The organism is Pusillimonas sp. NJUB218 (assembly GCF_003788685.1).
Classification (GTDB): Bacteria; Pseudomonadota; Gammaproteobacteria; order Burkholderiales; family Burkholderiaceae_B; genus Neopusillimonas.
Genome location: NZ_NQMK01000010.1, coordinates 34,864 through 54,127, shown reverse-complemented (window position 1 = coordinate 54,127; position 19,264 = coordinate 34,864). Strand labels below are relative to the sequence as shown.

The 19,264-nt window shown below is 58.0% G+C and carries 19 protein-coding genes; 7 read left to right on the top strand and 12 right to left on the bottom strand.

Going from position 1 to position 19,264, the window contains the following annotated elements; translation table 11 throughout:
• Positions 1-63: 63 nt before the first annotated feature.
• Entirely contained in the window at positions 64-1,245 is a 1,182-nt protein-coding gene (gene pobA, locus CHR62_RS12820) for a 4-hydroxybenzoate 3-monooxygenase (RefSeq protein ID WP_123661305.1), read from the bottom strand.
• Between the two features lie 206 nt (positions 1,246-1,451).
• On the opposite strand from pobA, the gene CHR62_RS12815 reads away from it, so the two are divergent.
• Positions 1,452-2,432 (top strand): helix-turn-helix domain-containing protein, encoded by a 981-nt coding sequence (locus CHR62_RS12815; RefSeq protein WP_123661176.1) that lies wholly within the window; start codon positions 1,452-1,454, stop codon positions 2,430-2,432.
• 52 nt (positions 2,433-2,484) lie between these two features.
• On the opposite strand, the gene CHR62_RS12810 is transcribed toward CHR62_RS12815, so the two are convergent.
• The gene (locus CHR62_RS12810; protein ID WP_199722944.1) at positions 2,485-3,147 is read right to left on the bottom strand and encodes a 3-oxoacid CoA-transferase subunit B; all 663 of its coding nucleotides are present in this window, start codon (positions 3,145-3,147) and stop codon (positions 2,485-2,487) included.
• Between the two features lie 11 nt (positions 3,148-3,158).
• Positions 3,159-3,857: a 3-oxoacid CoA-transferase subunit A gene (locus tag CHR62_RS12805; RefSeq protein WP_123661175.1), complete on the bottom strand. Its 699-nt coding sequence runs from the start codon at positions 3,855-3,857 to the stop codon at positions 3,159-3,161.
• Positions 3,858-4,057: 200 nt separating this feature from the next.
• Between CHR62_RS12805 and CHR62_RS12800 the strand changes: the two genes are divergently transcribed.
• Positions 4,058-4,876, top strand: a complete 819-nt coding sequence (locus CHR62_RS12800) for an IclR family transcriptional regulator C-terminal domain-containing protein (RefSeq protein ID WP_123661174.1) — start codon at positions 4,058-4,060, stop codon at positions 4,874-4,876.
• A 90-nt stretch (positions 4,877-4,966) separates the two neighbouring features.
• On the opposite strand, the gene pcaG is transcribed toward CHR62_RS12800, so the two are convergent.
• A complete protein-coding gene (gene pcaG, locus CHR62_RS12795) occupies positions 4,967-5,599 on the bottom strand; it encodes a protocatechuate 3,4-dioxygenase subunit alpha (RefSeq protein WP_093970295.1) in 633 nt (210 codons plus the stop codon).
• Positions 5,599-6,339 carry a protocatechuate 3,4-dioxygenase subunit beta gene (gene pcaH, locus CHR62_RS12790; RefSeq protein ID WP_093970294.1) on the bottom strand — a complete coding sequence of 247 codons (741 nt, stop codon included), beginning with the start codon at positions 6,337-6,339 and terminating at the stop codon, positions 5,599-5,601. Before pcaH ends, pcaG begins: the two co-directional genes overlap by 1 nt.
• A 116-nt stretch (positions 6,340-6,455) precedes the next feature.
• Here pcaH and pcaQ point away from each other — a divergent pair, with 116 nt between their 5' ends.
• The gene (gene pcaQ, locus CHR62_RS12785) at positions 6,456-7,388 is read left to right on the top strand and encodes a pca operon transcription factor PcaQ (protein WP_093970293.1); all 933 of its coding nucleotides are present in this window, start codon (positions 6,456-6,458) and stop codon (positions 7,386-7,388) included.
• Between the two features lie 21 nt (positions 7,389-7,409).
• Here pcaQ and CHR62_RS12780 read toward each other — a convergent pair whose 3' ends face one another.
• The 7 genes from CHR62_RS12780 to CHR62_RS12750 form a co-directional block, all read right to left on the bottom strand.
• Positions 7,410-8,669, bottom strand: coding sequence for an alpha/beta fold hydrolase (locus CHR62_RS12780; RefSeq protein ID WP_123661173.1), 1,260 nt, complete (start codon positions 8,667-8,669; stop codon positions 7,410-7,412).
• A 28-nt stretch (positions 8,670-8,697) separates the two neighbouring features.
• Positions 8,698-10,062 carry a 3-carboxy-cis,cis-muconate cycloisomerase gene (pcaB, locus tag CHR62_RS12775; RefSeq protein WP_123661172.1) on the bottom strand — a complete coding sequence of 455 codons (1,365 nt, stop codon included), beginning with the start codon at positions 10,060-10,062 and terminating at the stop codon, positions 8,698-8,700.
• 98 nt (positions 10,063-10,160) lie between these two features.
• Entirely contained in the window at positions 10,161-11,795 is a 1,635-nt protein-coding gene (locus CHR62_RS12770; RefSeq protein WP_123661171.1) for a PAS domain-containing methyl-accepting chemotaxis protein, read from the bottom strand.
• Positions 11,796-12,043: 248 nt separating this feature from the next.
• Entirely contained in the window at positions 12,044-13,051 is a 1,008-nt protein-coding gene (locus tag CHR62_RS12765) for an ABC transporter substrate-binding protein (RefSeq protein ID WP_093970289.1), read from the bottom strand.
• Between the two features lie 57 nt (positions 13,052-13,108).
• Complete coding sequence (locus tag CHR62_RS12760; RefSeq protein ID WP_123661170.1) at positions 13,109-14,275, bottom strand: FAD-dependent oxidoreductase; 1,167 nt, start codon at positions 14,273-14,275, stop codon at positions 13,109-13,111.
• Positions 14,268-15,281, bottom strand: a complete 1,014-nt coding sequence (locus tag CHR62_RS12755; protein ID WP_123661169.1) for an aromatic ring-hydroxylating dioxygenase subunit alpha — start codon at positions 15,279-15,281, stop codon at positions 14,268-14,270. The genes CHR62_RS12760 and CHR62_RS12755 overlap by 8 nt, the downstream gene beginning before the upstream one ends.
• A 64-nt stretch (positions 15,282-15,345) precedes the next feature.
• The gene (locus CHR62_RS12750) at positions 15,346-16,020 is read right to left on the bottom strand and encodes a TetR/AcrR family transcriptional regulator (protein ID WP_158609127.1); all 675 of its coding nucleotides are present in this window, start codon (positions 16,018-16,020) and stop codon (positions 15,346-15,348) included.
• Positions 16,021-16,269: 249 nt separating this feature from the next.
• Between CHR62_RS12750 and CHR62_RS12745 the strand changes: the two genes are divergently transcribed.
• From CHR62_RS12745 to CHR62_RS12730, 4 genes are read left to right on the top strand one after another with little or no spacing between them, the layout of a single operon-like run.
• Positions 16,270-16,536, top strand: a complete 267-nt coding sequence (locus CHR62_RS12745; RefSeq protein ID WP_093970285.1) for a hypothetical protein — start codon at positions 16,270-16,272, stop codon at positions 16,534-16,536.
• Positions 16,537-16,538: 2 nt separating this feature from the next.
• Positions 16,539-17,861, top strand: coding sequence for a hypothetical protein (locus CHR62_RS12740; RefSeq protein WP_233574996.1), 1,323 nt, complete (start codon positions 16,539-16,541; stop codon positions 17,859-17,861).
• Positions 17,858-18,571, top strand: coding sequence for a hypothetical protein (locus tag CHR62_RS12735; protein WP_123661167.1), 714 nt, complete (start codon positions 17,858-17,860; stop codon positions 18,569-18,571). Before CHR62_RS12740 ends, CHR62_RS12735 begins: the two co-directional genes overlap by 4 nt.
• Positions 18,568-19,263, top strand: coding sequence for a hypothetical protein (locus tag CHR62_RS12730; RefSeq protein ID WP_123661166.1), 696 nt, complete (start codon positions 18,568-18,570; stop codon positions 19,261-19,263). The genes CHR62_RS12735 and CHR62_RS12730 overlap by 4 nt, the downstream gene beginning before the upstream one ends.
• Position 19,264 lies beyond the last annotated feature (1 nt).

Below are 19,264 nucleotides of genomic sequence, written 5' to 3'. Positions count from 1 at the left end.
TGCGGCTAAGCCGTGCACGTTGCGCTTTTGCGGCGCCCCTTGCCGGCGGCACCGCGTATGCCTTTATTCGATAGGCTCGTAGGGCAGGCCGACGTAGTTTTCGGCAATATTACGCAAGCCGGCATCCGAAGTGGTGTAGTACTCAAGTTCGGCCAGTTGCATGCGCTTGCCGAAGGCGTCGTCGGAAAACTTGTGCAGCATCGACGTCATCCACCACGAGAACCTCTCAGCCTTCCAGATACGACGCAGGGCGATTTCCGAGTACTTGGCCGTCAAGTCAGCACGACCTTCTTTATAGACCTTGGTCAAAATGCGATACAAGGTAGATACATCGCTGGCGGCCAGGTTCAGGCCCTTGGCGCCGGTGGGCGGCACGATGTGTGCGGCGTCGCCGACCAAAAACAGACGGCCGAAGGTCATGGGCTCGGCCACAAAGCTGCGCAACGGGGCGATGCTTTTCTCGATAGATGGGCCAGTAACCAGGCGATCGGCGACCTGCTCGGGCAGGCGTGTTTTAAGTTCGCCCCAGAAGCGGTCGTCGGACCAGTCTTCGATTTTGTCGTCGAGCGACACCTGAACGTAGTAGCGACTGAGCATGGCATTGCGCTGGCTGCACAGGGCAAAGCCGTTTTCGTGGTTGGCGTAAATCAGTTCGTGGTCGACGGGCGGTGTGCGCGACAAGATACCCAGCCAGCCAAAGGGGTAGACGCGTTCAAAGGTTTTGATTTTGTCGGCTGGTACCGATTGGCGGGCGACCCCGTGGTAGCCGTCGCAGCCGGCAATGTAGTCGCACTCAAGCTCGAAGGTTTCGCCGTCTTTGGAAAAGGTAATGCGGGGCTTGTCGGTGTAGAAATCATGCGGTTGGACGTCATCGGCTTCGTAGATAGATAGCGCGCCACTTTGCTTGCGCGCGTCCATCAGGTCGTGGGTGACTTCGGTTTGGCCGTACACCATGACCGTTTTGCCGTCGGCGTATTTTTTGAAGTCGATGCGACGCTGTTCGCCGTTGAAGCTGAACGAGACGCCTTCGTGGACCATACCTTCACGATCCATGCGTTCGTTGACCTTGGCTTCGCGTAGCAGGTCGACCAAGCCTTGTTCGAGCACGCCGGCGCGAATGCGGCTAAGGACGTATTCGGGCGATTTGCGTTCAAGGATGACAGTGTCGATGCCCTGTAAGTGCAACAGATGACCCAGCAGCAGGCCCGACGGACCTGCTCCGATAATGGCAACTTGTGTTTTCATTTTTTTCATGATGGCTCCTGAGAGTGCCCCAGTACAAACCTGTGGTGGTCACTGGAATGGCACTATGTTGCGCCTTATGGGCCATGAAGTGAATGGATATTTGCCTATAATAATTGCACTTTTCGAAAATAAATATATGAACTTTTGGTTCAACATACTGAAAAATAAGGAATACTAGGGTGAACCCTAGCTAGTCGCTTGTATTAATGATGCAAAATAACCCGGTTTCATCACAGTCTGTGGCACAGCCGCCGACGGCAACGCTTACGCTGCCTTCGACATCCACACCGCTGGCAACGTCTCGTGTGCCGGTTTACAAGTTGTATGGCGAAAGCGACCAGTGGCTGACGCCGGACATGGTGCATTGCGAGCTGATCGCTGACCGCAGCCGCCTGCACGACTGGGAGATCAAGCTGCACCAGCATCATGGGTTGGTGCAGTTGCTGTACCTGAAGGGCGGGACGGCCCGTGTTGGTCTGGATGATCATGTGCACGATATGCAGCCGGGCCATGTGGTGTTGGTGCCGCAAATGTGCGTGCATGGGTTTCGTTTTGCGCCCAATGCCCAGGGGCATGTCGTGACGATGGCTCACCCCTTGGTCGACACGCTGCTGTCAACGTTGGGTGCGGTCGACAGTGGCTTGCTGGTCCCGGAAATCTACCCGCTCGATGTGGAGATCGACGCCTCAGTAGACCTGGCTTTCTCATTGCTGGATCGCGAGTACCGTGGCGCCGCATTGCACCGGGAACGCCTGATGGAGTCGTTGCTGCAGGGCATTTTTATCTGGATCAGTCGGCAAACGGCTAACAACCGTGTTGGCCAGGCGCGTCCTGAAGATCGTGGGCGTGAGTATTTCAGGCAGTTCGGGGCGCTGATAGAGCGCCATTACGCTGAAGGCTGGTCTGTAGAGCAATATGCGCAGGCCATCGGCATTACTGCGGCCTATCTTAATTTGCTGTGCAGGCAATGGGTGGGCCAATCGGCCTTGGCGCTTGTTCATCAGCGCATTATTCTGGCCGCCAAGCGCGACCTTGTTTACACCACTATGACGGTCAGTGTGGTGTCGTATGCCCTAGGTTTTACCGACCCAGCCTATTTCACGCGCTTTTTCAAACGGCACGTGGGCGTGTCGCCCAAAGCATTCAGGCAGCAAGCCACTAGTATGCTCGAATTGGCAGGTCGTTAAACGCCGCCCGTTTCGGGGCGGCGTTGCGTGCATCACACGGTTTGCTTGTGCGTCAGGCGCGGGCGTCGACCAGTTTGACGGGCGTGAGGGCTTGCAGTTCGTCGAAGCTTAGACCTTCGACGATGTCAATGACACGTGCGCCTTCGGCGCCCAGATCGAACACGGCGACATCGGTATAAACACGGCTGACGCAACCAATGCCTGTCAGGGGGTAGGTGCAGGCCTCGACCAGCTTCGATTCACCGGTTTTGGTGCGCAGATCCATCATGACGTAGGTTTTTTTTGCGCCAATGGCCAGGTCCATGGCGCCGCCTACTGCAGGGATGGCGTCGGGTGCGCCTGTGCTCCAGTTGGCCAGATCGCCTTTAACCGATACCTGGAACGCACCCAGAACGCACACATCGAGGTGGCCGCCACGCATCATGGCGAAGCTGTCGGCGTGGTGGAAGAAGCAGCCGCCGGGCAACAGGGTGACGGGTAGTTTACCCGCGTTGATCAGGTCGTAGTCTTCTTCGCCTTTGGCCGGGGCGGGGCCCATGCCAATAACACCGTTTTCGCTGTGCAAGATGACTTCGCGGTCGGCGGGCAGGTGGTTAGCCACTTTGGTGGGCAGGCCGATTCCCAGGTTGACGACAGCACCGTCGGGGATATCGACCGCTACACGAGCGGCGATTTGGTCTCGTGTCCAGGAAGGAATGGTTTGTTGTTCGCTCATGTCAGAATTCCTTAAGCCGTTTTGAAGCCGGCCGGGCCGGTAGCCGTGCGGGGGACTTTTACGATGTGTTTGACGAAAAGGCCGGGGGTGACGACGGTTTCGGGGTCGAGTGTGCCCAGTTCGGCGATTTCGTGAACCGAGGCGATTGTGCATTTGGCCGCGGTTGCCATGATGGGGCCGAAGTTACGCGCGGTCTTGCGGTAAGTCAGGTTGCCCCAGCGGTCGCCCACTTCGGCCTTGATAAGGGCAAAGTCAGCAAAAATAGGGTGTTCGAGCACGTAATTGCGCCCGTTGATTTCGCGGGTTTCTTTGCCTTGGGCCAGTTCGGTACCAAAACCGGTTGGGGTGAAGAACGCCCCGATACCCGCACCTGCAGCGCGGATGCGTTCGGCCAGGTTGCCTTGGGGCACGAGTTCGAGCTCGATCTTGCCGCTGTGATAGAGCTCGTCGAAGACGTAAGAATCGGCCTGACGCGGGAACGAGCAAATGATTTTGCGCACACGGCCGGTTTTCAGCAGTGCGGCCAGGCCGACGTCGCCATTACCGGCATTGTTATTGACAATGACCAGGTCTTTGGCGCCGTGTGCGATAAGGCCGTCGATAAGCTCGGCAGGTTGGCCGGCACCGCCGAAGCCGCCAATCATGATGGTGGCGCCGTCGTGTACCGAAGCCAATGCGGCTTCGACAGAGGGAGAAATTTTATTGATCATGTTTTCCCTGCGAACATTGTGTTGAAAATTTCTGAATATGTTCGTATATTGAACAAATATTCGTATATAGAACTAACTTCGTCTAGCTTAATCAGACGTGCCCGGGTTGTCAATGTCAGCTCGGGTCGCGGGCACTTGAGCGCAACAGTACCGGTCATTTTGTTTTCTTGGCAGCGACGGGTATTTCAATCAGGTTTTTTATGTCAGAAGCTTCATTACCTATCGATAGCGAGGTATCGGCGGCCGGCGCGGTGCGACCAGGCGACAGCTATGTTCAGTCGTTTGCGCGGGGGCTGGCGGTGCTGCGGAGTTTTGGCGCCAATGCGCCGGCGCAGACGCTGTCCGAGGTTGCGCAAAATACGGGTCTGACGCGGGCTGGCGCTCGCCGTATTCTGTTGACGTTGCTGGCATTGGGTTACGTCACCAACGAGGGGCGCTTGTTCCGTTTGACACCCAAGGTGCTTGAACTGGGGTTCGCGTATCTGACCTCGTTGCCCGTCTGGACACGTGCGCAACCGGTCATGGAGGCGCTGGTTGAGCAGTTGCGTCAGTCCAGCTCGGCCGCCGTGCTCGATGGCGATGAGGTGGTTTACGTGTTGCGCGTGCCGGCCCACAAAATCATGTCTATTAATCTGGGTGTGGGCAGTCGTTTGCCGGCGTATTGCTCGTCGATGGGCCGGGTGTTGCTGGCGGCCTTGCCCGATGACGTGCTTAAGGCACGGCTGGCACAAATGACGCTGACGGCCTATACGCCGCATACGGTTGTCGATCGTGAGCAGTTGTACGAGACCTTGCTGCAGGTCAGGGCGCAGGGGTGGAGTCTGGTGCGCGAAGAGTTGGAACCGGGGCTGGTGTCGATGGCGGCACCCATCCGCGACATGAGCGGCAAAGTAGTGGCGGCAATTAATGTGAGCGGGTCGGCCGACAAAGCCGACGCCCATTATTTGCTTGAGGTGTGTTTGCCGCGCTTGCTGGCGGCAGCCGCCAAAATCAATATGTTGTTGGGCGCGGCCCAGTAAAAATGGGGTGTGTCAGTAAAAAAGCGGTACGGGTCTAAAGACCACGTACCGCTTTGACTTTACGGGCTAAGGCCCGATAACGCCGTTAAATCAGGCGTCGAAGAACACAGTTTCGTCTGGCCCTTGCAGGTAGATGTCGAACGTGTAAACGACTTGGCCGTCTTTCTCGGACTTTTGAGCGACCAGTGTCTTGCGACGACCTGCCCATTCGATCCCGTTCAGCACCGGGTCGGCGGCATTGGCGGCTTCTTCGTCAGAGAAGTACATGCGGGTTTGCAGACCGATATTGATACCGCGAGCGACAATCCAGAGGTTGATGTGCGGTGCCATGGGTTTGCCATGACGACCGGTGACCGAACCGGGTTTGATGGTTTCGAATGCGTACACGCCGCTTTCGAAATCGGACGTGGTACGGCCCCAACCCCGGAAACTTGGGTCGACGGGCTTGTCGGTTTGCTTGTCGGCAGGGTGGTTGTACCGGCCAGCCGCATTGGCTTGCCAGCATTCGATAAGCACGTCTTTGATGATGTGGCCGCTGCCGTCAAATACACGGCCTTCGACACGAATGCGCTCGCCCTTGGTTTCGGGCTTAACCAGCACGTTGCCAAAGTTATTTTCGAAGATATCGAAGCCGGCTTGCTTGGGGGCCAGGCCAATGTGAACGTACGGACCCGCCGTTTGGGACGCGGTTTCTTTCAGGTAAACAGGCGTGTTCGGGTTCATTATTTGGCTCCCTGGATGTGGTTTTCGAACAAGGTGGCGCGCGAGCCGCGAATAGTGATGTCGAAGCGGTAGGCCATGCTGTCGAGGGCCACAAACGCGCCGCGATCCATTTGTGCGATCAGGCCGCGTACGGCGTCTTCGTTGGGAATGGCGCGAACGATGGGGCAGCCGGGGATGAGCGGGTCGCCTTCAAAGTACATTTGCGTGATCAGGCGCTGGGCAAAACCGGTACCAAAAATTGAGTAGTGGATGTGGGCCGGACGCCAGTCGTTGATGCCGTTGCGCCATGGGTATGGGCCGGGCTTGATGGTGCGGTAAAAGTAGTACCCGTTTTCGTCAGTGATGACGCGACCACAGCCGCCGAAGTTGGGGTCGATAGGGGCAATGTATTTGTCGTTTTTGTGGCGATAGCGGCCCGAAGCATTGGCTTGCCAGACCTCGATCAGGGCGTTGGGAACGGGGCGACCGTTTTCGTCGCGCAGGTAGCCGTGCACCAGAATACGTTCGCCAATGGGCAAGCCCGACTTGGCGTAGTTCATGATCAGGTCGTTATCAAGGGCGCCCAGTTCATCGCGCGAAAACAGAGGGCCGGTGATGTCGGACAGATCGTTTTCGATGGAAATGAGCGATTTTTGCGGCGACCGCAATACGCTGGTTTTATAACCGGGGGTATAGGCAGGCGGATGCCACGTGCGGTCACGTTGCAGAAATTCGCCGAATTGGTCGATAGGGGTCGTCATTGAGGGCTCTCCTGGTTGTTCTGTCTGGTCTGACGTGCAGCTCAGTGGGGCCATCATAATGCGGGCTATGGGTGATGTAAATTGAATTAATGACGAATATTTGATAACCTCAGGTTATGGAAAATGACCGATTTCTTCACCGGGTAAGGCTGCGCCATTTGCAGTGCTTTGTCACCGTTGCCCAAGAGCAGAATCTGGGTAAGGCGGCCGAGCGGCTTAACCTTAGTCAGCCGGCGGTTTCCAAGACGTTGGTCGAGCTTGAGCAGATGGTGGGTGTCGCGCTGTTGCGTCGTGGGCGTTTTGGCGCTCGCCTGACACCCGAGGGTGAACATTTCCTGGCGCACGCGTTATCGGTGCTCGAGGCCCTGGACGGTGCAGCTCGTGCTGTGGGCAAAGGCGGCAGCGCTGCCCAAGAAACGGTGATCGTGGGGGCATTGCCCACTGTGGCTCCCGATATTTTGCCGATTACCCTGACGCAATTCCGGCAGCAGTATCCTCAGGTTCGGGTCGAAGTGCTAGTGGCCACCAACAGTGCCTTGCTCGAAAAGCTCAAGGCCGGTGAATCCGATGTGGCGGTGGGGCGCATGGCCGACCCACAAATGATGGTGGGGTTGTCGTTCGAGTTGTTGTATGTCGAACCCCTGATTGCCGTGGTACGAGAGGGGCATCCTCTGTTGCAAGGGGGCTTGTCGTTGTCGCAACTAATTGCGTGTCCGTTGGTGGTGTCGCCGCCGGGTACGGTACCGCGCCATAACACCGAAAATTACCTGGCCGCCCGCGGGCTCAAGCTGCCCAACAACTGTCTAGAAACCCTGTCGGTATCCGTTGCCCGTTTGGTTGTGCTGCAGTCCGACGCAGTCTGGTTTGCGTCTGCAGGTGCGGTGCGTGATGATATTTCGCGTGGGTTGCTCGCCCGGTTGCCGCTGGCATTTGAGGGCACCGAAGAGCCGGTGGGGCTGTTGCATCGGTCTGATGCGGTACTTAGCCCCCCCGCGCAGGCTTTAATGAAAATCCTGCGGGGGGTCAGTCGTCGAGCATCAAACGAATAGTGCTCGATCTGTACTAGGGTTTCAGGCGTTCAAAAATGCCTGGACGGCGTCAGTAAAGGCCTGGGGCTGTTCGGCGACGGCCAGATGCGACGCGTCTTTAAGGACGACCAGCTTGGCGCCAGGAATCTGGTTAGCCATAGTTTCAGACATCGATACCGGCGCGCCTTGGTCCAGTTCACCGGCAATGACCAACGTGGCTGCCTTGACCTGGGGCAGGCGATCGGTGGTATTGACGGTGCCAACCGCATTGCAGCAGCCGATATAGCCTTCGGCGTCGGTCGTTACCAAACGTCGGCGGTACGACGCCACTGTCGCTGCGCGTTCGGCACGGAAGCCCGCATGGAAGTAGCGCTCCATTACCGCGTCGGCGATGACTTCGATGCCTTGGGCTTTGACGGTGGCAATGCGTTGTTGCCATACGTCGCGTACCGCATCGGGGTAGGCCGACGTCGAGTTGGCAATCACCAGTTTCGACACCAGTTCGGGGCGGCGGATAGCCAGTTCTTGCCCCACCATACCGCCCATCGAAAGGCCAATCCAGATCACCGGTCCGCAACCGAGTTCGCCAATCAGACGAGCGGCGTCATCAGCCAGCGCTTCCATTGTGTACAAACTGGCCGGTGCGTCGGATGAGCCGTGGCCGCGATGGTCGTAGCAGACGACGTCGTACTCGGCCGCCAACACGTTGGCCAGGCGGTCCCACATGGTCAGGTCGCAACCTAGTGCATGGCTGAGGATGACGGTTTGACGCGGTTGACCGTTGCGGGCCGGGCGACGGGTGTAGTGCAGTGCCGGTTTGCTTTGGGTAACGTGTTCGTGACCAATGCCAGGGTGGCAGGTATCGGCTGGGTTAAGTGGTGTGAGGGTATAGCCGATTTCTTCGCCGATTTCTTTCAAGATGGCCTGGGCGTGGGTAAAGCCGGTGTTGGCGGCGGGTACGCCTGCATAAATGGCGGTCTGGATGATGATTTCTTTCAGCTCGTCGGGGGTCAGGCGGGTTTCGGGTGTGCCCCCGACCAAGCCGGCGCGTACATGCAGTTCGAACTCTTCCCAGCGGCCTAGAGCCATGGTAATGGCCAGTACCATGGCGCGGCGGGTTTTCTTTTCTAGTCCGGGGCGACCCCAGATTTCATTCCAGGCAAAACGGGTAATCAGTTCCTGGAATTCGGCATTGAAGTTGGTGGCGCGCTCGAGCGAGCGGTCGACCCAGGCGTCGCCCAGAATTTCACGGCGATTTTTCAGGCCGCGTTCAAAGTCGTGATTGGTGGCATCAAAAGTCATGGTGATTCCTGCGGTTCAAGTGTATGTGTTAAGCCAGTTGGGCAAGCAATTGGGGAATAATCGTACGGGCCATGGCGGCGCCGCTGTGGGTAGCATTGACCGGGTCGAAAAGGGCGTCGAGCGCCGAGAGATCAAGCTGGGTACGCAGGGCTTCGTCGGCGTTAACGGCCGCGCGTACCACATCTGACAAATGGGCTTTTTCGGTGACGGCGCGTGCGGTCAAGGTTTCCATCAAATGGTGGGCAGCTGGGCGTCCGATGACGCCGGCCAGGTAAATGGACACCGCTTCTGCGAATATCAACCCTTGCAGGGCATCGATGTTTTGTCGCATGCGTGCCGCGTCGATAACCAGACCATCCATAGCCTCACGCAATGCCGTCAGCGCACCGTGGGCACTTAAAAACAGACCGGGCCATTCGGCCAATTCGGCCTGCCAGTTGCCCAGCCCGCGTTCGTGTTCTTGTGGCATGTTGGCCAGCAGTGCAGCGGCCCGATGCGGCGTGCGGCCCGCGGCGGCCAGCGCAATCATGGAAGAGACCGGGTTGCGTTTGTGGGGCATGGCCGACGAGCCGCCACGCCCCTGGCCCGAAGGCTCGGCCAGTTCGGCGATTTCACCCTGGGCCATCAAGCTCAGGTCGGTGGCGATTTTGCCCAGGCTACCTGTCAGCACGGCAACCTCAAGCCCCAGGCGAACCCATTCATCGCGTTGCGTATGCCAGTTGCCCAGGGGGTTGGCCAGCCCCAGGTCGGCAGCAACGCGCTGGGCTACGGCTGGGCCTTTCTCGCCCATGACGGCCAACGTGCCTACTGCACCGCCCAGCTGCAGCTGCAGGGCCTGATTGGCCAGCGTCTTAAGCTGCGTGCGGCTGCGTACCAGCGGCGCGGCCCAATTGGCGAATTTGAAGCCCAGGCTGGTGACTTGTGCCGGTTGCATGAGTGTGCGAGCCAGTACCGGTGTTTGTATGTGCGTTTGTGCCAGGGTGAGCAAGCGGGCCGCCAGGCTGTTTAATTCGCCGTCGATCAGAGCCAGGGCTTTGCGGGTTACCAGTACAGCCGCAGTGTCGATCACGTCTTGGCTGGTGCTGCCCCAATGCACTTTCGTCGCGGCCTCGGGGTCTTCGGTGGCGACCTTTTGCGTCAGCGCCTTGACCAGGGGTATAGCCATGCTGCCTGCGCGGCGCGCAGCCACAATGATGGCAGGCAGGTCGAATGCGTCGGCCACGCAGTGTTTTTCGATGATGCGCGCGGTCTGGGCCGGAATCAGGCCCTCGGCGGCCTGGGCGCGTGCCAGCGCGGCTTCAAAATCAAGCATGCCTTGAATTACCGCCATATCGTCGAAAACGTCGATGATGTCGGTGGTGGTCAGGAAGCTGTCAAAAATTGGTACGCTCACGGTGTCTCCGGAAATAAAACGGGGCCAACCCTGCGGTTGGCCCCGTTATTGTAGCCCCGTGTAACCGGCGGCCAGGGCAGCCCTGGCCTCAGGCCGGGTTAGCCGACCAGTTTCGGCTCGTCGGAGCCGACCTGTGCAGGGCGGCCTTTTTGACCGACACCTGTATTCAAGACTGCAATGGCCACGCCCAGATTTTCGGCTTCGGCCGACAAGTGCCGAACGGTTTGCCCCAGGTCGTGAACCATGTTGGCGTTTTGCTGGGTGACGGTGTCCATCAGCGAGACCGCCTGGTTGATTTCGGTCAAGCCGGTAGTTTGTTCGACCGACGCGGTCGAGATTTCGGCCATCACGTCGGTAACACGGCGAACGGAGTCAACGATTTCCTGCATTGTGGCGCCAGCGCGAGAGACTTGCTCAGACCCGGCAGTAATGCGCGAATTCGAATCGTCGATAAGGTTTTTGACTTCTTTGGCCGCTTGCGAGCTTTTCAGGGCCAGGTTGCGTACTTCGCCTGCGACAACGGCAAAGCTCTTGCCGGCTTCGCCGGCACGGGCCGATTCGACGGCTGCGTTAAGCGCCAGAATATTGGTCTGGAACGCAATGCCTTCAATAAGGGTGACGATGTCTGCAATCTTGCGCGAGCTTTCGCTGATGCCGTCCATGGTGTGAACCACTTCGCCGACCACCTCACCGCCTCGTTGCGCGATTTTCATGCTTTCGTCGGCCAGACGGCTGGCCAGATGGGCGTTGTCGGTGTTTTGTTTGACGGTTACTGTCAGCTCTTCCATGGCGGCGGCCGTTTCTTGCAGCGATGCCGCGTTGTCTTCGGTGCGTGCCGACAAATGCGTGTTGTTGGCATACAAAACCTGGGCCGTGTGGGCGGTTGAATGCACGCCGACTTCGACATCGTGCGCGATACTGATCAGGCTCTTGCGCATGATGTCGAGGTAGAAATTCAGGTTGTTGACCTCGTCACTTTTGCCTTCTTGCAGCGCAAGCGTCAGATTACCCGCTGAAATTTGTCGTGCTACGCGGGCCGCGTCGGCCAGCGACGTAATGGCGCGTTGCGCTACCAGCCAACCATAGCCCAGCATACCTGCCGTCAGCACGCCAACTGCAGGCCATACGTACCATGCCTGACCCGACGGGACACCGCCTTGCGCGGCGAACCAGCTGGCAATACCAATGGCGCCCAGGCCCATGGCCGACATGCGCAGCAGGCTTGAGCGCAGGCTGTTGTTAAAGGGCATGGCTGCGTAGTCGAGCACGCGCAGTAGCCCTTTACGGACTTTTTGCCCAGCCTTGACGGTATGCCAACGCACCTTGCCTTCGTTGATGTCCTGGTAGAAGGCTTCTGCGGCTTTGATTTGTTCTTCGGTGGGTTTGACCCGGACCGAGGCATAGCAGGTAACTTCACCGTTTTCGACGACCGGGTAGGCGTTGGCCAGCACCCAGTAATAGCTACCATCTTTGCGCCGGTTTTTTACGATGCCCAACCAGGGCTTGCCTTCTTTCAGTGTGTCCCATAGGTCGGCAAAGGCCTCGGGGGGCATATCGGGGTGGCGGATCAGGTTATGCGGTTTGCCCAGCAACTCGTCGCGCGTAAAGCCGCTGACTTCGATAAATGCCGGGTTGGCATAAATGATCCGACCTTTCATGTCGGTTTTAGAAATCAGGTACTGGTCTTCGCGAACAACAGTTTCGATGTTAGTGACGGGCAGGTTTTTACGCATACAGAGAGTGGGTTCCGTTTTTTCGCTACAAGATGTGCGAGGTTATGTCTGAGCAACGTCTAACCCGCGATTGTAAGTGGGTGAAACTGCCTGCTACCCCAAATTAGCCGGGGAAATTGCCCCTTGCTTATGTGATTGACAGTAAAAACCCCTGCCAGATCGTAACCTGACAGGGGGATTAACGACGGCGACGCCCGGTTGTTTAGTTGACCAAAATCAAGCGCCGCCCAGCTTGGTTACGTTTTGGCTTATTTGGCCACTTGGATGAACTGGTTGGTAAACAGATCGTTCAGATCGATTCGGTCGCGAATAATGCCTTCTTTGAGGTAAAAGTCTTGCAGCGCCGACACGCGTTTGGGGTCGAAACTGCCGGTGCGTTCCTGGCCCGAATACACGTTTTTCGCGTAATACGTCAGTACTTGCTCTACAAACTTTTCACGGCCTTTGTACGAGGGCATGAACGACACGTATTCGGCAGTGGCCTGCGCCGGGTTGTCACGGACTTCGGCAAAGGCTTTCAGGGTGGCGTTCAAGAACTTCTGAATAATTTCGGGCTTTTCGGCAATCATTTTTTCAGACGCCATAATGGCCTGCGCCATGCCGGGGAAGTATTTGCCTGTCGACTCATATGTCATGGCCACGCCGCCGTCCTCAACCATGAAACCGTTCTCGGGGGCGCCGATCATGCCAATGGCTTTGCCGGTACCCACCAATTGCCAGATGCCGACCGGGCCGGCCGCTTGCACATCGGTGTCGTCGCGTTTTAGACCGCCTTGTGACAGCACGGCCAGCGTGGCGTAAAACGAGGTGTCTTGGTAAGACATCACCGTAAAGGTTTTGCCTTTCAGGTCGGCCGGAGACTTAATATTGGCGTCGGCGCGCATCATGATCTGGTGCAGGGCTTGGCCACCCAGCAGCGCCACGCCCTTAACGGGGATGCCGTTCTGACGAAGAATAATGGGGGTGTCGCCCAAGGCACCGCCCAATGGTGCGTTACCCGCACCCAGCTGCTTACCCACATCGGCGCCGCCTTTGGCTGTCACGAAATTTACTTTCAGGCCTTGTTGGGCATAGTAATTTTTGTTTTGGGCCAGCATGAAAGGGGCAAAGGCAATCACGCCCGCTGGTGCCGGCAGCAGGTAGGTAATTTCGGTCAGGGGCTCTGCAGCTTGCGTTGGGCCAGCGCCCAGTGCGGTGGCCAGGGCCAGGCATGCCACCGACGCGTTGGTGCGCCATTTAGATAGCGTTCGAATCATCTTGAGTCTCCTTGGTTAACTGCCTGAGGCAAAAAGTTTGTGTTGCGGGTTTGAAAATTAATGAGGGTGTCGCAGATCGCCCAACCGGGCGTAAAACTGCTCCACTTGATGTTGTGCGTTGGTTTTCATGGCTTCATTGCGCGTCATGCAGCTCTGGGCATCTTCGACGGCGCCGGCTTCGCCGACGCGGCGCGAAGCGTCTTGCACAAACTGGCATACCGGTAGTCGTGTACGCCCGAAGTGTTCCAGTACGCGAGTGTCGTGGCCATGCTTATCTAGCAAGTCGCCTAAGACAACCGCATCTTCAATCGCCATGGCACCACCCTGGCCCATAAATGGGGTTGATGCATGTGCCGCGTCGCCTATAAGCAAAATGCTGCCGCGATGCCAGGGCAGGGGAGCCACAATTTCTTCGACCAGGGTGTAAAGCACTTCGGTCTGATCCGACACTTCGTCCAGAAATTGTTTTACTGGGCCTTGAAATTCGGCAAATTTTTCGCGCATGAGCGCCGGCCAGTGACTGGGATCGAACCAGGGGCTGTCGGGCTCGCTGATGGTGCCAAAAATGTAGAGTTTGTCGTGGCTGATGGGCATAATGCCCAGGCGCTTGCCCACGCCCATCAACATATACTTTTTGTTAAGCCAGGACGGGCGCTGATGAACGCTGCGCCACACGCCAAAATGGGTGCTGCGCGGTGCGATTTCGGGGAAGGCCATTTGACGCACCTGAGAGCGGATGCCGTCGCAGGCCAACACCAGGTCGTATTTGGTTTGGCTGCCGTCTGACAACGTTACCGTCGCGCCAGCGTCGGTGTTCTTGTCGATTTGTACGACCGTTGTCGCCAGTCGTATATCGACGCCCAGCGCGCCCAGGCGGCTGGCCAGTACCCGATGAATTTCGCTGCGTTTGATGCCCAGAATGGGCGGGATAGCCGGATCTACCGTGGGGTAGTACACGTCGGTAATGGGGTTGCCCAAGTGGTCAAGGTAAATGTTTTTGCCGTCGTCAATTGCAAAGCCGGCCGCCAGAATGTCGGGCAGCACACCCACCCGCTGCAGTGCAGCCAAGCCGTTGCTGTACACAAAAATGCCCGAACTCTGAAAGCGCCATTCGGCTTGTTTCTCGATGAGTGTGACGCGGATTCCCCGATTGGCCAGCACAATGGCGGCCGAGCATCCGGCGATGCCGGCGCCCACGATGAGTACGTGTTTAATCTCAGCCATGGGCGGCCTCTGTTGTGGTTTCTTTTTCGGCCAGCGCCGCCAGCATGCGGTGTGCTGCGGTGACGGCCTTGTCCGCCTTTAGCGCCATTTGCGGCTCGTTGGCCACCCACGGTTTCATCGCCTGTTGGGCCTGCGCGATATCGACGTCTTCGGTATGAACACGGCGGGTGTCGGCGTCGAGCTTTTGCGAGAACTCGGCATCGTCGGTACGAAAGTTGCGCGACAAGGCAATGTAGTAGTGATGCGAGGTGTCAGTTTCGGGTGTGATGAAATGGTCGGCGCGCAAATCTATTTGTTCTTGATCGTTTTCGTTGCGTACCAGCACGGTTACGTTGTACGGGGCCGTCCATTCGGCCAGCTGGGTGCGATCGACAGGCTCGGCCAAGGTATGCCAGGCTTTATGGGCCGGCGCTTGCGTGGTGTTTTTGAATACTCGGGTGGTACGAATGCACCCCTCGTCAACGTCAATTTGCAATGGGTCTTTTTCAAGACGACGCGCATCAAACCCAATTGTCGAGGCATGTAGAAACGCCACATGCGACAAGTCGAGCAGGTTGTCGTTCATCAGTTCGGCTGCGGCATCAACATGAAAATACTGGACGACTTCGGTGTTCCATTGCGCCGACTCGCGCCACGGCCGGGCGGGTAGCGGCGTGCTGTCGGCTAGTTCGGGCTTGCCTGTAAAAATCCATACCAAACCATAGCGTTCTTGCGCCGGATAACTGCGAATGTGCGACCGCGGCGGGATCACGTCTTGAGAGGGGATATGCACGCACTTGCCGCCGGCATCGAACGTCATGCCGTGGTAGATGCAGCGCAGCGTGTTGCCCTCGACCACCCCCATAGATAGGGGCGCTTGCCGGTGCGGGCACACGTTTTTAAGAATGGCGGGGGCGCCGTCGGCCTGCCGGTAAATAACGACCGGTTCGTTGCAAATAATACGGCCAAGCGGTTGTTGGGCCAGTTCGGCACTGGTGCAGGCAACGTACCAAAAGTTCTTAAGCATTTGAATTTACGCATTTAAATTAATTAACGTTAGCGTGAATTATTGGCCGACTAGCGATACCGGGTCAATCAGGGTTAGCGATAGGTTGTTCCAGACCATGCAGAATCAGGTCAGTCAGAAAGTTGACGTAGCGTGTCTTCAGCTCGGCTGGGTCGGCATCGTCGCCGAACAGCTCGGACAGCAGCGGGCCGGCTGCCGTAAAAAATTCTGTCAGGCCGATTAAGGCGATATGCAGAAAACGCGGGTCAATAGCGCGGATGGGGGCTTGAGGGTTGTCGTGCAACATAGACACCGTGAGTTGCAGGCCGCGCGATGTGACCCGGCCTAACAAGGCTTTACCTTTGTCTTCGGCCGACTTCTGGTAGATCTGGTCCATGACCAGCCGGTGAAAATGCGGGTTGGCTTCAATCAATTCGATCATGCCGCGCAGCCGCGCCGATAGTTTGTCGCCCAGCGGCGAATTGCTTTGCACTGACGGGCGTACGGTGTCGTGCTCGCCCTCGACCAGTTGCTGGGTGGCTGCCGTCAGTAAACCGTCTTTGGTGCCAAAGTAATAGCGAATAAGCGCAGGGTGCACCCCGGCGCGTTGGGCCACCGCTGCAAGCGTCAAGGCCTGCGGTGTGCTGTGCTTTAGTTCTTCAATAGCAGCTTGCACCAGGGCTTCCGGGCCCACCCCATCGACGGCGTCGGGGCGGCCTTTGGCGCGGGGTTTGCGAGGTTTTGCAGGTTTGGAGCTCATGGTTTGGGTGCTTGTGGTGTTGACTTGGATACTAGGCATCAGGTGCAGCCGGTTATTAATTATCTTAAGCGTGAATTAAGGTTGGTGTAAACCGCTGTGGGCTTAGGTATGGCCATCTGTTTGTATTTTTTTCCGGTGATGTGTTGGCCGTAGTCGTTGGCCGGATACTTTTCGCCGGCTCGGCATCTGCGAATTGTTGTGCCCGTATCTATTGGCCACACTAAGAGCCATCTGATCAAAGGGGGCGTTATGACAATGCGGATGCATAAACAGGCGGGCCAGGGCATGACTGAATACATCATTATCGTGGCGCTGGTTGCCGTTGCGGCCATTGCCGTCTATCAAACGTTTGGCCAAGTGGTCAGGTCGCAAACGGCGGCAATGGCAAAAGAGCTTGCCGGCGAAGACGGCACGGCCGAGTCGCAAATGGCACAAACGGCCGCGCAGGCAGCGGCAGCGCAAACGGCTGCCAAAAGTCTCAAGTCGTTTACCGGCAACGCCGGTGGCGGGCAGTAAAGGTGTTGCGCGCTGCTCATTCCGTATCGCGCGGCCCGGCGCGCCAGCACGGGCAATCCATGGTGTTGGGGTTGCTGCTGGTTGGCGTGGCGGCATTGGCGATGATTCGGTACTTTGGCGTCGGGCAGGTGTTGGGCGCGCGGGCCGATCAAACCCACGCGCTCGATGCGGCGGCCTACAGCGGTGCGCTGGTACAGGCGCGTGCCCTGAATCTGCTGTCATTTATCAATAGGGCGCAGGTAGGGCATCAGGTCGCCATGGCGCATTTGACTACGTTGGGGTCGTGGGCCTTGTTTGGCGGGCACGAGGCCAGGCAACTCGTTCAGGGGAACCCGCCGGCCTATCTTATTGCCATGATGTTCGGCGCATCGCATGGGGCGGCATATGCGTCGGCCGATAGGGCTGCCGGGCGCGAAACGGCCGCCGCAGGGTTTGGGGCGTTGGCACAAGCGTATGCCGGCCACGATCGACTGGTGCACGATACTTTGTTCAAGGCCCAGCAAGACATCGTGACGAACTTGCGTCGATCACGTGACGAGGCCATGACCCTGGTGCTCAATCGAAGCTATCCCGACGAAAACTATTCGCTGAAGGTGTCTGATGACGGTCTGGACGATTACCTGGCCCAGCATGGCGGGCTGTCACTTTCGGGCTTCATAACCGACGTTGTTGCCAGATTTGTTTTTCTTGCGCCGCGTAACGAGACAATGCGAAATGCCTGGATGGTCAATCCTCGTTGTCCTCATATGCGTCACGAGCTGCGTCGCAGGGGCGACACCCGGCTCGAATCAGACGGGCGTTGGTCATCGACAGATACGCAGTCTTACCATGCGTTGCGATCGAACAAATGGATAGGTTGTTATTACCGGGAATATGCGATGGGGTGGGGCTGGATTGCGGGTCAGCACGCGACAGGCAACGATATGCCCCACGTGCAGAATCCTCCCGACAACTTTGCTGCGCAAGATTTCTGGCGATGGGTCCACGCGCATACCGATTGGGATATTTTTTCGGGTTCGGCCAACCCGTTGGCAAATTCAAGGGCCGTGTCGCAGCGTCCGCTATGGTCCATGCGTGGGTTGCCAAGGTATTTCGACGTCCGTCAGTCTGGCCAGGCCAAGCCGTTGTATTTTTCGGCCCACCTTGTTCGCGCTATTGCCTCGGGTGAGCGCGTCCACACTAATAGTGCAGCCGAAACGTACTTTCAGCGGCCGCAAGCGCGTGCCGATCGCAGGCTCGAGCGCCAAAATTTGTTTAACCCTTATTGGCAGGCGCGGTTGGCAATCAGTCCGGCATTACGTCACAGCATGAAGGTGGGGCCATGATACGGCTGCCAACACAGGCGCGAGGTCAGGCGCTTGCCGAAGGGGTGGTGGTGCTGGTCGTGCTGTGCGGCTTGTGGGCGGCATCAACCTGGTTGTTTCGACTGCAAGATATGGCCTTGCAGGTTTTGCATGCCAGTCGTTCTGTTGCCTTTGCTGCCACGCGTGGTGGCAGTTTGTCGGCGGCTGCTGATCTGGTACGAGAGCGTTACTTTTCCGGCCCGTCGCATCAGTGGCGTACTCGCGCTGGCGAGTCGTGGCTGCGTTCGGGGCGCCCCGAGTTGTCGGTTGATATCGGTACATTGCCTGCGCTTTCGCCATACGCTCAACCCGGAGCGGGGGCGCATGGCGCCGCAGTGCTGGCCTCATCATTGGGTGTAGGGGATAGTCTGCTGACTGAGGCCGTTGTCCGGTTGCAGCCACGAGCTTTGGACACGGGGGCAGCCCCGTTGTTGGTCGGCAGGCAATCTATTTTGGTGGGGGCTGGCCATGCCATCGATGACGCCGATGTCGTTCAACGCGTCGGTTCATCGGCGGCGGCCTGGTCAGTTGCAACCGCTAGCTCGGTGTCGACGGGTCAAGCGCTTGCATCGGTTCTAGAGCCCCTCGATCGGGGGTGGTCTCGCGCTGTGCCCGATTTAGACTGGCTTTCACCCTGGCATGCTGACGTGCCCGCCTGGCATCTCAAGCCTTCTGGCGGGAGCCCCGGATGATGTCTACACGTCTTTTTATGCGATGGGCGTTTGCCGGCTGCATGTTGTGGGCGACGTCGCCGGTGCAGGCCGGGGCCGACATCATGCGGGTATTTGAGCGTCTGGCTGCGCCCGATATGGTGTGGGAACCTATCGAGCAGGCAACCTTGGGTGGTCAGCCTGTGTATTGGCGGATGTTTTCTGATGCAGGTCCGTTGATGGCAACGGCGGCGCGTATGAGTCAGTTTCCCAATGTGTTTCAGCGGGCGTTGGTCTTGCGTAACAAGGTGGTCTTGTCCGGTGTAGCAGGCGGCAAACATTGGGTTGCTGATCTGACTGCAACGTCCGACGGCGTCAAAGGGGTGCTGTCCATGATGCTGCTTTCGGGGCAGTCATCGACTCAAGAGCGTGCAGCTGTGTTGCCCTGGTTATCGCAATGGGCGCAGTCGCGTTACCGGCAAACCACGCATTCGTCCATGGCTACAACAACGCACGAGGTGCACAGCGCGTCGCTACCACCAGCCACGCTGCGTCGTCTTGTTCAAGAAAATTTGCGTAAGGAAGGCTGGACGGGGTTGTCTGATAGCTCGACCGGAAGTTTGGAGCAGTGGGGCAAACAGAGCGTCAAACTTGTGTTTTCGGCGTATCAGGTTGGTGACGGCACAACGCTTTTCTTGCATGCGGCCGAGCCGTTGCAAGTTGGGGGCGGCTGAC